At 45.2% G+C, this 13,464-nt stretch carries 16 protein-coding genes and 1 pseudogene; 9 read left to right on the top strand and 8 right to left on the bottom strand.

Features of this window, described 5'->3' with window-relative positions:
* Positions 1 to 5: 5 nt before the first annotated feature.
* The 6 genes from nth to D3795_RS01765 all read left to right on the top strand — a co-directional run bounded on the left by nth (position 6) and on the right by D3795_RS01765 (position 5,027).
* Entirely contained in the window at positions 6 to 644 is a 639-nt protein-coding gene (gene nth / locus D3795_RS01790) for an endonuclease III (protein WP_156265891.1), read from the top strand.
* Between the two features lie 9 nt (positions 645 to 653).
* Positions 654 to 1,058: a lactoylglutathione lyase gene (gloA, locus tag D3795_RS01785; RefSeq protein WP_156265890.1), complete on the top strand. Its 405-nt coding sequence runs from the start codon at positions 654 to 656 to the stop codon at positions 1,056 to 1,058.
* Positions 1,055 to 1,687, top strand: a complete 633-nt coding sequence (gene rnt / locus D3795_RS01780) for a ribonuclease T (RefSeq protein ID WP_156265889.1) — start codon at positions 1,055 to 1,057, stop codon at positions 1,685 to 1,687. Before gloA ends, rnt begins: the two co-directional genes overlap by 4 nt.
* Positions 1,688 to 1,795: 108 nt before the next feature.
* Positions 1,796 to 2,491, top strand: coding sequence for a DUF5020 family protein (locus D3795_RS01775; protein WP_310942372.1), 696 nt, complete (start codon positions 1,796 to 1,798; stop codon positions 2,489 to 2,491).
* Between the two features lie 26 nt (positions 2,492 to 2,517).
* On the top strand, positions 2,518 to 4,404 hold the full coding sequence (locus tag D3795_RS01770) for a GGDEF domain-containing protein (RefSeq protein ID WP_156265887.1): 1,887 nt from the start codon (positions 2,518 to 2,520) through the stop codon (positions 4,402 to 4,404).
* Between the two features lie 26 nt (positions 4,405 to 4,430).
* Positions 4,431 to 5,027, top strand: coding sequence for a DUF2238 domain-containing protein (locus D3795_RS01765; protein ID WP_156265886.1), 597 nt, complete (start codon positions 4,431 to 4,433; stop codon positions 5,025 to 5,027).
* A 1-nt stretch (position 5,028) separates the two neighbouring features.
* Here the strand turns inward: D3795_RS01765 and D3795_RS01760 are convergent, their stop codons facing one another.
* The gene (locus tag D3795_RS01760) at positions 5,029 to 5,466 is read right to left on the bottom strand and encodes a nucleoside deaminase (RefSeq protein ID WP_156265885.1); all 438 of its coding nucleotides are present in this window, start codon (positions 5,464 to 5,466) and stop codon (positions 5,029 to 5,031) included.
* 81 nt (positions 5,467 to 5,547) lie between these two features.
* On the opposite strand from D3795_RS01760, the gene D3795_RS01755 reads away from it, so the two are divergent.
* The gene (locus D3795_RS01755; RefSeq protein ID WP_156265884.1) at positions 5,548 to 6,825 is read left to right on the top strand and encodes a hypothetical protein; all 1,278 of its coding nucleotides are present in this window, start codon (positions 5,548 to 5,550) and stop codon (positions 6,823 to 6,825) included.
* A complete protein-coding gene (locus tag D3795_RS01750) occupies positions 6,822 to 7,175 on the top strand; it encodes a VOC family protein (protein ID WP_156265883.1) in 354 nt (117 codons plus the stop codon). The genes D3795_RS01755 and D3795_RS01750 overlap by 4 nt, the downstream gene beginning before the upstream one ends.
* 60 nt (positions 7,176 to 7,235) lie before the next feature.
* On the opposite strand, the gene D3795_RS01745 is transcribed toward D3795_RS01750, so the two are convergent.
* The 6 genes and pseudogenes from D3795_RS01745 to D3795_RS01720 form a co-directional block, all read right to left on the bottom strand.
* Positions 7,236 to 7,805: a hypothetical protein gene (locus D3795_RS01745; RefSeq protein ID WP_156265882.1), complete on the bottom strand. Its 570-nt coding sequence runs from the start codon at positions 7,803 to 7,805 to the stop codon at positions 7,236 to 7,238.
* 592 nt (positions 7,806 to 8,397) lie between these two features.
* Positions 8,398 to 8,553: pseudogene (locus D3795_RS01740) on the bottom strand (transposase); the annotation flags it as partial.
* A gap of 186 nt (positions 8,554 to 8,739) precedes the next feature.
* The gene (locus D3795_RS01735; protein WP_156265880.1) at positions 8,740 to 9,546 is read right to left on the bottom strand and encodes an alpha/beta fold hydrolase; all 807 of its coding nucleotides are present in this window, start codon (positions 9,544 to 9,546) and stop codon (positions 8,740 to 8,742) included.
* Between the two features lie 56 nt (positions 9,547 to 9,602).
* Positions 9,603 to 9,875: a hypothetical protein gene (locus D3795_RS01730; RefSeq protein WP_310942371.1), complete on the bottom strand. Its 273-nt coding sequence runs from the start codon at positions 9,873 to 9,875 to the stop codon at positions 9,603 to 9,605.
* A 143-nt stretch (positions 9,876 to 10,018) separates the two neighbouring features.
* A complete protein-coding gene (locus D3795_RS01725) occupies positions 10,019 to 11,284 on the bottom strand; it encodes a DEAD/DEAH box helicase (protein WP_156265878.1) in 1,266 nt (421 codons plus the stop codon).
* 76 nt (positions 11,285 to 11,360) lie between these two features.
* Positions 11,361 to 11,867 (bottom strand): GNAT family N-acetyltransferase, encoded by a 507-nt coding sequence (locus tag D3795_RS01720; RefSeq protein ID WP_156265877.1) that lies wholly within the window; start codon positions 11,865 to 11,867, stop codon positions 11,361 to 11,363.
* A gap of 102 nt (positions 11,868 to 11,969) precedes the next feature.
* Between D3795_RS01720 and D3795_RS01715 the strand changes: the two genes are divergently transcribed.
* Positions 11,970 to 12,866: an AraC family transcriptional regulator gene (locus D3795_RS01715; protein WP_156265876.1), complete on the top strand. Its 897-nt coding sequence runs from the start codon at positions 11,970 to 11,972 to the stop codon at positions 12,864 to 12,866.
* Here D3795_RS01715 and D3795_RS01710 read toward each other — a convergent pair.
* A complete protein-coding gene (locus D3795_RS01710; RefSeq protein WP_156265875.1) occupies positions 12,818 to 13,408 on the bottom strand; it encodes a cold shock and DUF1294 domain-containing protein in 591 nt (196 codons plus the stop codon). The genes D3795_RS01715 and D3795_RS01710 overlap by 49 nt on opposite strands.
* Positions 13,409 to 13,464: the final 56 nt, after the last annotated feature.

The following is a 13,464-nucleotide window of genomic DNA, read 5'->3' as shown; positions in this document are numbered from 1 at the left end:
GAGCTATGAATAAACAAAAACGCGTTGAAATATTAGAGCGCCTACGCGCCAATAATCCTAACCCAACCACAGAGTTGGAGTACAACTCAACTTTTGAGTTGCTGATTGCTGTCTTACTCTCAGCACAAGCGACCGATGTTGGCGTGAACAAAGCGACACGTAAACTATTTCCCGCCGCCCCAACACCGCAGGCAATGTTGGATTTAGGCGTAGATGGCGTCAAAGAACACATCAAAACCATCGGCCTTTTCAACGCGAAAGCTGAAAATGTCATCAAAACCTGCGAAATTCTAGTAAATCACTACAATGGTGACGTACCTGAAGATCGCGCAGCCCTTGAAGCACTGCCGGGGGTCGGTCGGAAAACGGCCAACGTCGTATTAAATACTGCCTTTGGTTGGCCAACAATTGCCGTGGATACGCATATTTTCCGCGTTTCAAATCGCACCAAATTTGCCCCTGGCAAAACCGTACGCGCGGTAGAAGACCGTTTAGAGAAAGTGATTCCGACCGAATTTAAAGTAGATGCACACCACTGGTTCATCTTGCACGGTCGTTACACGTGCATTGCACGCAAACCACGCTGCGGCAGCTGTATTATTGAAGATTTATGCGAATTTAAAGACAAAACCTCGGACGACTAGGAGCATCACATGCGTTTATTACATACCATGTTACGCGTTGGCGATATGCAGCGCTCAATCGATTTTTACACCAAAGCCTTAGGCATGAAATTGCTCCGTACCGCCGACAACGAAGAATACAAATATTCGTTAGCGTTTGTCGGTTACGGTGACGAGGCCGACCACAGCGTATTAGAGCTCACCTACAACTGGGGTGTCAGTGAATACGAGCATGGCGGCGCATTCGGCCACATTGCTATCGGTGTTGAAGATATTTATGCCACCTGTGACAAATTGAAAGAAGCTGGCGCCGATGTTTACCGCGAGCCAGGCCCAGTTAAAGGCGGCAAAACCATTATCGCATTCGTTCGCGACCCGGATGGCTACGCCATTGAATTGATTGAACGCAGTGCCAAGAATCCTGGGGATTTATGAGTAACGACAACGCCAATGCGTTAATGCAAAAGCGCTTTCGCGGCTACATGCCGGTGGTGATTGACGTTGAAACCGCTGGTTTCAACGCCAAAACCGATGCGCTATTGGAAATAGCCGCTGTCACGTTAAAATTCAATGACGACGGCTTATTGGTGCCCGACCAAACCTTGCATTACCACATTGAGCCCTTTGAAGGCGCGAACATTGAGCAAGCCGCCATTGACTTTAACGGCATTGATCCCCACTCGCCATTGCGCGGAGCCGTGGATGAAGCCGGCGCCCTCAAAGACATGTTTAAACCGATTCGCAAAGCGCAAAAAGACGCCGGTTGCCAACGTTCCATCTTAGTTGGCCATAACGCCACTTTTGATCATGGCTTCGTCATGGCTGCCGCAGAGCGCGCGAATTTAAAACGAAACCCTTTTCATCCGTTTGTTACCTTCGACACCGCAGCCCTCGCCGCCGTGTTCTTAGGCCAAACCGTGTTGATTAAAGCCTGCCAAGCGGCAGGCATTGAGTTTGACAATAAGCAAGCACACTCGGCGGTATACGATACAGAGCGTACGGCTGAGCTGTTTTGTTTTATGGTGAATCGCTACCAAGCCCTCGGCGGCTGGCCTTTGAAATAATCGTTGTTCGTTATTCGTTATTGGTTATTCGAAAAACCGACTATCAAACTTTCTTTAATCACGAGTAACGAATAACGAGTAACTAATAACGACCTTTACGAGATGACAATGAACAAGACATTACTGAATGCCGCTATTGCTGGCAGCCTCCTATTTTCCGCAACCGCTAACGCAGAAATCTTCTGGCAAGACATCAGCGCCACCTACTTGAATGGCTCCAACTACGAAGTTGGTGACAGCGACCGTCAAGTCTTTACCTTTGAGCATGCTGGCGGCTATAGCTGGGGCGACTCGTTCTTATTTGTTGACCGCTTGAAGTCAGACGACGGTTTCACCGAAACCTACGCTGAAATTTCACCGCGCTTCAAAGTATACGACTTTGCCGAAGACAGCTTGGTAAAAGCAGCTTACGTTGCAACTACCTGGGAAGTGGGTCAAGGTTTCGATAACTACTTAGTGGGCGTGGGTACTGATCTGAATGTAACCGGTTTTGATTACTTACAGCTCAATGCATACCGCCGTAGCAACGAGTTTTACGAAAGTAACTATCAGCTCACCGCCGTTTGGGGCGTGCCTTTTGCCGAAAACTTCTACTACGACGGATTTATCGACTGGTCTTCAGCCAGCGAAGGTCATGCCGCCGAAATGAACTTTACCTCACAGCTCAAGTACAACATCGGCCCTATGATCGGTTATGACAACCGCCTATATGTGGGTGTTGAATACGCTCATTGGAATAACAAATTCGGCATTCCAAATGTTGACGAACGCAATGTAAATTTGTTACTAAAGGTCCATCTATAATAATAATGTAATAAATAAGGTGTTCGATGTACCGATGGAAACGACTCAATACTATTCGCTATCTGACACTTTCCATCGTTTTGTTCGGTGCTTTTTTAGGGGCGCCGAGCACTGCCCAACCCCAAGCAGACGACGCGCATTACCAACAGCAGCGTATACTTGCTAATCAATACTACAGCGATTTCAATAACGCTCAAGCGCAAGAAATTTGTCGCGAAACTCCGCCCAAGCCTGATGACTTTGATTACCGCTTTATTTGCGTCGAATCATTGTTAGATGTCGATGAGACAACCATCGAATTAATGTATCAGTTCTATGCCGACGCGCTTGAAGCCGATCGCATTAATGATGCCGCGCGTATGCTATCGTCGATAGGCTGGGCACAAGCGAGCATAGGTAACATCAGCGCTGCATTCGCTGCCTACGAACAAGGGCTCGAATTCGGCGATAAGATTGACTTTTTTGTACTCAATAACTTGATGTTGAATACTGCCACGCTTTATATCATGTACGGCGATGCTGACTATGTAGCAAAGGGCATTCAGCTTCATAAAGAAACTATTGAACGCTTTAAAGAGCGAAAACAATCACACCCTGAAGATGTGGCTTATGCCGATCGCGCCATTACGTTAACCCACTTCAACTTAGGGGTTGCCAACGCCTTTCATGTTCATAAATATGACGAAGCCTTAGCGTGGTTTGAAAAAGTTGATATCAACCGAATTGATCTGCGTAAGTCTACACTCATTTTTTCGGCGCTAGCTGCGCACAAAACACAACAACCAGAGCTCGCGCGCAGCTACCTTCAGCAAGCTGATGCAGCCCCGCACAGTAGCGAAGTTGATACCCAATACCTCGACTGCTATCGCGACTGGTTACTACTAAATTGGGGCGAGATTAGTGGCTTACCCAATTGCGAAAGGTTATCGACCAAAACTCCAGTTGAAGTGAAACTAGATTTATATAAGCGTATTGCGCAACATGCCGACGACAATATTCGCATAATAGGCCTAGATGGCTTACATAAATTATTTGTTAATAAACTTGAGAACAGCCTTAAGCAGAGCTCAACCATTGCCGCTTCAAACGCTGAGTTGAACCGCCTAACGCAAGAGTCGCGTTTAAAATCGCAATTAATTGAAAACGAAAAAGCCCTCAAGCTAGCAGAACAAGAAAAACACGAAAGCCAAGTAACACTCACGTTTGCTATTACCGTGATATTAGTTATGGCCGTATTACTGTTTGCTTTGCGCTTAGAGAAAAACCGAAAATTAGCGCAACAATTTGAACAAATGAGTGTGCATGACGCATTAACAGGGCTTTATAATCGGCGTTACTTTGAGCAGCAAATTGGCCGTGAATTAAAGTTAGTAAAGCGTGCTATAGAAGAAAACAACCCTTACAAGTTAGCTATTTTTGTACTTGATATTGACCATTTCAAATCGCTTAATGACACCTACGGCCATGATGTTGGCGATAAGGTACTGTGCGAATTCAGCCGCCGTGTTGAGTCGGCAATACGCGAAACCGATGTGCTCGTGCGTTGGGGTGGCGAAGAATTTGTGGTCGTTAGTCGCGTTGACAAAAATACGGCCTATCAGGATATAGCCAATCGCATTCGCCTAGCAGTAATAAGCACGCCGTTTGCTGTCAATGAAACCGAGAAAATAACACTAACTTGCACCATTGGTGGTATTATTTTTCCGTTTAATACGCAATCAATTAACACAACATGGCAAACTCTGGTTCAGTTAGCCGATGCCGCTTTATACTACGGCAAAGAAACCCAACGCGACTGTTGGGTTTGTATAGAGCATATTGAAACCGAAGAAGCTCTACAGTTAGCACTTTCTGAACCGTTAGTTAAAACCTTACCGCACAAAAGCATTCAGATAAGTCGCTACAACGATTAGAACAAAACCAAAACAAGGACAAACCAATGGCCTGGCAACAACGTGTTCCTCATATTCTAGCCTTGATGATTGTTGCCACCATGGTGTGGTCATCTATTAACCCTGCAGATATGCGCGTGTGGTGGGCCGAAATGGTGCCTATTATGGCCATTTTTGCTGGATTGTTGCTTAGCTTTCGCAAATTTCAATTCAGCAATACCAGTTACGTACTCATGAGCGTATTGCTCATTATGCACACCATTGGCGCCCACTTTACCTTTGCCAACGTGCCGTTTGACTGTGTTACCGATACCTTTGGCTTTGAACGCAACCACTATGACCGTGTCGCGCACTTTAGCGTTGGCTTCTATGCCTATGCGGCTGCCGAACTGCTGGTACGCAAAAATTGGGCGCGCCCCGTTACCGCCATGTTCTTCGGGCTATTTTTAATTATGTCGGTTGCCGCTGCTTACGAAATTATCGAGTGGCAATTTGCCGTTATCGAAGGCGGTGACGCTGGCATCGAGTTTTTAGGCTCGCAAGGCGACGAATGGGACGCACAAAAAGACATGCTAGCAGACACATTAGGCGCACTGGCAGCATTGGTGTTGTTCTGGTTCTCTAAATACCGCCGTCAAGTTTAGGTTATTCGCCTATATCTTCGTTCCAAAGCGTCGGATTATTGGCAATAAAAGTTTTCATTAATTCAATACAGGTTGGGTCTTGTAATACCTCAACCTTCACTCCGGCTTGACGCAAACGCTCTTCGGCGCCCATAAAGGTTTGGTTTTCGCCGACCACCACATGCGGAATACCGTACAGTTCAATAACGCCTGAACACATGCAACATGGTGATAGTGTGGTATAAATGGTGCACTCGCGGTAAACCTTCGCTGGCTGGCGACCAGCGTTTTCAAAGGCATCCATTTCCCCGTGTAAAATCGGGCTACCGCTTTGTACACGACGGTTATGCCCACGACCGATGATTTTGCCGTTGTGCACAATGACCGAACCAATCGGTACACCGCCCTCTTCCATTCCTTTCTTGGCTTCCTCAATGGCGGCCTGCATAAATTTATCCATTTTTTACTCTCTTTTTTTGTTTCTTATAAAGCTGCTATGCTCAGGTAAATACAACAATAAAAACTTCAAGGAAGATAATCTATGAAAATTTTGCATATTACCGCGATATTCATCTCAACACTGCTGACTGTTGCGCCGCTTCAGGCCGAAGAGTCATCTAAAGAAGAATTATCGAAAGAAGAATACTTAAAGGAAGTGAACAAGGCGTTTGGTCGAATATACGAAGCGACTAATGGCAAAACATTGAGTGCTCAGCTCGTCGCGCTTGAGGCGCTCTCTGTTGAGTATAAAGACAATAAACCTGTTTCGGATTTACTGCTGCAAGAGCGCGGTACCGCCTATTCATTGATGGGCAAGCACCAACAGGCCTTATACGCATTTGATCAACATGATCCGAATCCAGATGAACTAGTTCCCGCAGTCAAAGATTTGGAAACGCGTGACGCAGTAGTAGCCATCGCTGAAACAACGAGAAATTATCAGGTTGTGATGATCAACGAGGCGCACCACGTACCTCAACACCGCGTGCTGACTTATCGATTGTTAGAGCAATTATGGGATCAAGGTTTTCGGTACTTTGCGTTAGAAGCGCTTTCGCCTGATGCCGAAAACGAGATACCGAAGGACTATGTTCATAAGAAGGCCGGCTTCTACACCAAAGAACCGCTGTTTGCGAGTTTAGTGCACTATGCCCGTCAGCTTGGATTCCAGCTTATCTCCTATGATTATGGTTCAGAAATTGGTACTGGAACCGAGGCACGTGAACGTAGTGCTGTGAAGAACCTGCGCGAGAAAGTATTTAATAGCGAGCCCGATGCCAAAATGCTGATTCATGTGGGATACAGTCATATCAACGAAGATGGCTGGCTTGCTCATTATTTAAAAGAAGCGATAAAGATTGATCCACTGACTGTCAATCAAACCGACTTTACCGAACGAAGCCACATAAAACACGAGCCCGAAAGTTACACCTGGCTTATCGAAAACCATGATTTTAATAACCCAGTTGTACTGACCGAAGCGGACGATGCATTTTGGTCACCGACTCCGGCAGAATACGATATCACAGTGATCTGGCCGCGCACGGAATACCGCTTAAACCGCCCCAAATGGGCAAGTTTGGAGCGAGAATTAAAGCCCGTAGACATTTCGTGGTGCGAACAAAATTTCCCGTGCACAATTGAAGTGTACCGAGTGGGTAATGAGGATGAAGTGCCCTCCGACCGAATCGTTATTACTGAGCCAAATGTACCAACCGGTATTTTCATTTCGGAATCGAGTCAATTGATCAAAGTTACCGACACCGAAGGTAAGCTAATACACACTGAGACGCTTCCGCTTGAGGAGCCAGAGTCATGAGTCACGAGAAAATTAACTACATTGAATTACCTGCCCGCGATATTGAGGGCACCAAGGACTTCTTCGCGAAGGCTTTCGGATGGAGTTTTATTGACTATGGTCCTGATTACGTTGCCATACAACATGCAGGACTTGATGGTGGGTTTTATCGCTCAGAGTTAGTGGCATCGATAAGCACTGGCAGCGCGTTAGTTGTGCTGTACAGTAAAGAGCTTGAGGCGAGTCAGTCACACGTTGAACAAGCTGGCGGCGCAATTATTAAGCCAATTTTTGACTTCCCTGGCGGGCGCCGTTTCCATTTTACCTGCCCTAGCGGGAATGAATATGCAGTTTGGTCTGATGCGGTTTAATGTCTGGTACGTGCCAATTGCTGACCTTGTATCGGAAAAGTTACGATAAGAATCGATGTATCATGATTCAAGAAGGTAGCCGATATGCTTTCTTACCTCTTCTGCTGGTACATAAAATTTGTGACCAATATCTGTTTTTACCACCAGTCGGCCAAATTCATTGATTGAGTTTACAGCGCCACTCAAGTTCTGTTTCACAACATTGAAAGAGAATGATTGTCCTGGCTCGAGAACAACTTTTGGGAGTAATTGAGATGTGAAACCTTCATAAAGCAAAACGGTTACCTGCTCTTTTTGAGGTAGCTCAATTTGAAACTGGCTGATAAATGTTTTGAAGATTGAATGATTTTCAACTGCCACGTTCATACCTTGCATGCGCCCGTATATAGGGCTTTCTGCAAAGGAAATACTCAACTTTATTTTCAACAACGGCTTAGATAATTTGTTATTTACAAAATTTAGGCCGAGCAATGTTGCAGTTAAAGTAATCGTTGAAACAATCGGCTCAATTTCAATATTACCTTGTTTACTAAAGTTACTCTCAATAAGCCACCAAATCGACGCGACTAGAGCTAATAAATTAGCCAAGGCTGCCAGTAAAAATCGGAAGTTTTCCTTAATGTAATTCAAAATAGCATCCTTAGCTTATTGAGTGGCAAGGCCGGATTCTAGTCTACGTATCTCGATACCACAAATCTAATCCCAAATGCGTATTGGGGCACTCTAAGTAACATGTATTCATGGTTCACAGCGTCCGCAATTCGCTCGCAGCTGCCCTTCGGCTTAGTGCTAGTAGTGGACAAATTCGCTAAGCTTAACAGGCACGAATTCGCCCTGTGAATTCAACTAGACTCATAATACCTTTTGTATGGCTAGTGCCATTTTCTTCACAGTAGCGGCATCGAGACCCAAGGTGTTTTTATTCAAATTGGCATCACTCATACTTCCAATATGGTTCAGCCAGTCTCGGTGGTAATACTCAGATCTGTTGATTGTGCTAATACGAGAGTTTTTAGTCTTGATCGACTCCCATTTTCTGTGAGTTGAATCGACACGCATATGGTATAGGTAAGAGACGAAAAAAGTAGCACCAATCGTAGTGAGTTGCTCGCCTCCCTCAAAAGTAAATGTATGTCTTCCAGAATTTGAATTAGCCATTTCTATTATTCCTCGAAGTCGAAGTGCTACCATCGCCCAGCTCACCAAGCAAATTTATGATGGCGGCTTCAGACGCTTCCATGCCGCCGTATTTTCCGCGCCACTTGTAAAACGTTGAATTACCGATACCGTACTTACGGCAGATGTCTTTCACCGGCATACCGGCCTCGGCTTCTTTTAAAATCGCCACAATTTGGCTTTCAGTCATGCGTTTGCTCATCGTATAACTCCTTTGTTTTAGTTTAAAAGAAATTCTACGAGTGGGCTGTATTATTTTACGGGGTAGTTACACTAGCGACACCCACACTTACTAATAACGGGACGATAACAGGAAGGCTAGTCACTAGTTGAAGTCGAACGAAAGTCAGAAAGGTCCGTTCCTCGCTCAAAGCAGTCGCTAATGTGGCTAATCCTCGAGCTTCTGCATCAACACCAAAAGCTCGCTAACGACTAATTCAGGTTCATCAAATTGCACAAAGTGACCGCTTTTTTCAGTCAAAATAGATTTGCCTTGCGGAAACGCATTAGCCCAGTTTTGCCATAATTCACCCCACATTCTTCTGCCTTGATCTGTAAAGAATAAGTTCGGTGGATTCTCCACTTTTTTCACCGATGTGATGACGATAACAGGCATATCTTTAATTTGAGGGTAATCAGGTAACGGACGCTTACTCCAGAAGTCCAAATATTGGTTAGACATTCCGTCTTTCATATCGGCAAGTTTGATTTGAGCTATTTCTTCGTTACCCTTTTCTAAGTCGATAGCCCGTAAAATATCAACATCATGCTCGGACGAAGGATCTAACAACATAAGCGCTTTTATTTGTTCGGGATAAGCTGCGGCAAAGTCTCGGGCAATACTTCCACCATAAGAATGCGCAACCAATATAACCGGTTGATGAATACCTAGTTCACGTAGCAACGAGCTAGCTAAATCAGCATAGTCTCGCGAAGTGAAGTGCTGTTTGATTGAAGTTGAGTTCCCATTACCGACTCGAGAATAGCGAATAACTTTTGCATGCTCTGATATTCTTTCAAAAACAGGCTCCCAGTCAGACATACCTGCGCTGCCGCCAGCCTCCAATAGAATTATTTCACTGCCGTTGCCAGCAATTTCATATTCGAGATCATATCCCTTAACCTTCACAAAGTCGGGATTAGAAAAGGCAGCCAAAGGAAATAAAAGAACCAACAAAAACCAACCAAACTTCATTGTTTTTCCTTAACAATCATTGCTCGAACTTAGAATATTGTCCGAGATCTACTCCACTAGTTGCCAGACGAACACTCGTTCACAACCGCCAACCCCATATCGATATGCGCCACAATATAGCCATATTCTTTCTTTGAGAGGTTGCCACCTTCGAACTCATCTTCAGCAAGTTCATGATCCCAAGCCTTGCCGCAAGGCGCTGGAGGAATTGACGTATCCCGTTCTAACAAATACTTTTGTTCTTGCTCGAGACGATGACCTGCCTCGACGGCACGTTTGGCGCAATGGCTTAAAGCATACTCAACGGCAAATTTATCGACGCTGGGCATGCCTACGAACTCGACCTCGCAGCCTAGAGTGCGATTGCCTGCCCTATCGATATAAAACAGCTTGCCGGTGGTGCAAGCTGAAAGAATAAAAACTGCAGCGATAACAACAAAGTATCTGTTATTCACAATAGTTACCGGCTTGGTTAAGTTCGACGCTTGCGGTCACGCGATGGCTTTTTACCGCCACCAGAATTTTTATCACTATTACCCTGTGGCTTTCCAGCGCGACGCGGCGGGCGTGGCGCTTTCTTAGGGACCGGTGTTTTGCCGTTTAATTCAACATCGGCAAAACCTTCAAGTTTGTGGCGCTCAATTGGCTGGCCAATTAGTTTCTCGATGGCTTTGAGTGTTTTAAACTCTTCGTCCATGACCAGCGAAATGGCGTGTCCAACCTGCCCTGCGCGGCCAGTACGACCAATACGGTGCACGTAATCTTCGGCCACTTGCGGCAAATCAAAATTGATGACATACGGCAGTTTTTCGATATCTAAGCCACGGGCGGCAATGTCCGTCGCAACTAACACTTGTACCTTGCCGGCCTTAAAGTCAGCTAAAGCTTTGGTGCGTGCGCCTTGGCTTTTATTGCCATGAATTGCAGCAGCTAAAAATCCGTCGCCATCCAGCTGTTTTACCAAGCGGTTAGCGCCATGTTTAGTGCGCGAGAACACAATCACTTGCGGCAAATTGAGGTTGCGCAGAATTTGCATTAGCATGCGCGGTTTCTGAGTCTTCTGCGCGGCATACATGATTTGATCAATGCGCTCAGCGGTCGCATTTGGCGGCGCGACACTAATTTCTACTGGGCTATTCACCAGGCTTTTTGCAAGCGTACGAATATCGTCCGAGAACGTAGCCGAAAACATCAACGTTTGGCGCTTCGCTGGCAGTAACTTGATGATTTTTTTAATGTCATGAATGAAGCCCATATCGAGCATACGGTCAGCTTCGTCAAGAACTAGCATTTCGAGTTTTGGAAAGCGTATGGCGTTTTGCTGGTAGAGGTCGAGCAATCGGCCTGGCGTTGCCACCAAAATATCGACGCCCTTGCGTAACTTCATCATCTGTGGATTAATCTTCACGCCACCGAATACCACGGCATAATTGAGCGGCAAGCCAGCGCCGTAATTCATTACGCTTTCACCAACTTGCGCAGCTAATTCACGCGTCGGCGTCAAAATGAGTACACGCGCGGTATTGGCTTTCGCACGCTCATTATCCTTTAACATTTCAAGAATCGGTAAGGTAAAGCCAGCGGTTTTACCGGTGCCGGTTTGCGCTGCGGCCATCACATCTTTACCAGCTAACACGGCTGGTATTGCTTGGGCTTGAATAGGGGTGGGTTCAGTATAACCTTGGCGTGTCAGGGCAGATAGAATTTCAGGGCAAAGTCCGAGTTCAGAAAAAGTCATGTATAAATGTGCAACTCAATTGTGATAAGAACATGCATTCTAACCGATTACAGCTCACACCGCAGTTAATTTCACTTTAAGTTAGTTCTATTAAGTATCGGCTAACCAAACTTCCGTTATCATTAATCTCGGAATGGAAAACTCCACCACACGCTTCAATCATTGCGCGTGAGGCAACGTTATGTTTATGACAGTGGATATGGGCCGTTTGAATGCCAAGTTCGCGAGCTTGCTCAAGGCTTAATTGGAGTAATTTAATTCCCAAACCTTGCCGGCGAAAAGATGGGCGAACACTTAAACCGATATGCCCGCCACAGTATTCAATTTGAGCATTTAACCGATGCCGGATATTTGTGCAGCCAATGATTTCATCATCCGCAACCATCCAAAATGTCGAGCTTTGAACAAATCCATCAGGCACCCTGGTTCCGTTACGAATACCTTCGATACGATCCAACATGGCTTCAAAATCACGATGCTCAAAATCTAGTGGAAACGGATACCGTTCCTCGCTACCAAGCTCAGCTATATAAGCGTCATAGCTCGCTTTCAATTTCGCCGTCGGCAATATAAGTTGATACACAAGATCCTCGAAAATTCTTAGAAGTCGAAAAAAGCAATTTCGGTCAAGACTCAACGCAATATTACCTTTAAAGTAGCATTTAATTATAGAGGGAGATTCGCGTTGGCAAACTATCACGAACGTTTTTTAAAGGTGATTCAATTTATCGAGTCCAATCTTGATACCGATCTAAATGTCGAGACTCTATGTGACGTAGCTCATCTATCGAAGTTTCATTTTCATCGACAGTGCTCAGCTGTTTTCGGAATGCCTATTATGTCTCTAGTCAGAATGCTTCGCTTAAAGAAAGCAGCATTTCAATTAGCATTCCGAAAAGAGATAAAAATACTCACCGTAGCTTTTAATAGTGGGTATGAAAGTAATGAAGCATTCACTCGGGTTTTTAAAAAATATTTCGGAATGGCGCCATCTAAATTCAGAGCAACACCAAATTGGAATCGTTGGCAGACTCATTACGACCCTGTTATGCGGTTAAGGAAAAACACCATGTCAAACAACGACTTATTTTACGTACGTGTCATTGAATTACCGGAAATCACGACAGCTGCAATTGAACATCGTGGCTCGCCGAATGTTTTAGGAGCGACGCTGGCAAAGTTTATTGAGTGGCGAAAGGTGAATAGGCTTCCCCCTAGTAAAAGTCGCACCTTCAATTTCATTTACGACGATCCGGCAACCACTCCTGCGGATGAATATCGCTTTGATATTGCCTGTTCAATCGAGCGCGATATGACAGATGATGAGGTAGGTATTATTACGAAGAAAATTCCAGCAGGTCATTATGCCATGCTAAAACACAAAGGAAGCGACGATACTCTTGGCGAGGTCATTCAATTTCTTTTTACCGATTGGATTGCAAACTCAGACTTTGAACTTCGAGATTTCCCTTTGATTTTAGAACGTATCAGTTTCTTTCCTGAAGTGCCTGAGCACGAAATGATGACGCATGTTTACTTACCAATCCAAGCCAAAAGTTCGCTATCCCCAAAAACGAGATAACAAACGGCAGCAACATTCAGAATAACCGTCATGTAATATTCCACGCGAAACGAAGTTTTACGGGTTTTGTGGCGGAATTGCTGTTGAGCAATCAACGCACCGGGCCAGCCACCTAATACAGACAGCCAATGTAAGACTTTTTCCGGTGTGCGTTGATTACTTTGTTGCGCGGCACGTTTATCGAGCGCGTATAGCAGATAGGTTACGGCACTAAGAAGTGCGAAAACCCAGGAAACCTCAACAGGTAGATCGGTTACGAGACTGGCATAACCCACACCACCAATATAAGACATGGCGATAATCAGAATTGGAATCATGAACCAATCGATGCTTTCACGAACATAAGCAATACCAGTTGCTCTAAGCTTTCCATCAGGCTGTTGCTGTAATTTAAAGGTAACTTCGTCACCTACTTTCGGCTTGCGGCGTCGATTTTCAAATTCCTTGATATGCGCAAATGTTTGCTGTTGCGAGCTCGCCATTTGCACAAACCCAAAGCCTTTATCCTCATTCCATTTCACCAAAACGCCATTGTGTCGCATGCTTTTATGTCCTTATAACGAAACACTCTGTGGATAACTCTCTCGCAATATTACAT

The organism is Pseudidiomarina andamanensis, assembly GCF_009734345.1.
GTDB lineage: Bacteria > Pseudomonadota > Gammaproteobacteria > Enterobacterales > Alteromonadaceae > Pseudidiomarina > Pseudidiomarina andamanensis.
This window is presented reverse-complemented; position numbering and strand designations above follow the sequence as displayed.

Coding starts and splice junctions, on each gene's coding strand:
- nth (WP_156265891.1), top strand. CDS start 6: ATGAATAAACAAAAACGCGTTGAAATATTAGAGCGCCTACGCGCCAAT.
- gloA (WP_156265890.1), top strand. CDS start 654: ATGCGTTTATTACATACCATGTTACGCGTTGGCGATATGCAGCGCTCA.
- rnt (WP_156265889.1), top strand. CDS start 1,055: ATGAGTAACGACAACGCCAATGCGTTAATGCAAAAGCGCTTTCGCGGC.
- D3795_RS01775 (WP_310942372.1), top strand. CDS start 1,796: ATGAACAAGACATTACTGAATGCCGCTATTGCTGGCAGCCTCCTATTT.
- D3795_RS01770 (WP_156265887.1), top strand. CDS start 2,518: ATGTACCGATGGAAACGACTCAATACTATTCGCTATCTGACACTTTCC.
- D3795_RS01765 (WP_156265886.1), top strand. CDS start 4,431: ATGGCCTGGCAACAACGTGTTCCTCATATTCTAGCCTTGATGATTGTT.
- D3795_RS01760 (WP_156265885.1), bottom strand. CDS start 5,466: ATGGATAAATTTATGCAGGCCGCCATTGAGGAAGCCAAGAAAGGAATG.
- D3795_RS01755 (WP_156265884.1), top strand. CDS start 5,548: ATGAAAATTTTGCATATTACCGCGATATTCATCTCAACACTGCTGACT.
- D3795_RS01750 (WP_156265883.1), top strand. CDS start 6,822: ATGAGTCACGAGAAAATTAACTACATTGAATTACCTGCCCGCGATATT.
- D3795_RS01735 (WP_156265880.1), bottom strand. CDS start 9,546: ATGAAGTTTGGTTGGTTTTTGTTGGTTCTTTTATTTCCTTTGGCTGCC.
- D3795_RS01730 (WP_310942371.1), bottom strand. CDS start 9,875: ATGCCCAGCGTCGATAAATTTGCCGTTGAGTATGCTTTAAGCCATTGC.
- D3795_RS01725 (WP_156265878.1), bottom strand. CDS start 11,284: ATGACTTTTTCTGAACTCGGACTTTGCCCTGAAATTCTATCTGCCCTG.
- D3795_RS01710 (WP_156265875.1), bottom strand. CDS start 13,408: ATGCGACACAATGGCGTTTTGGTGAAATGGAATGAGGATAAAGGCTTT.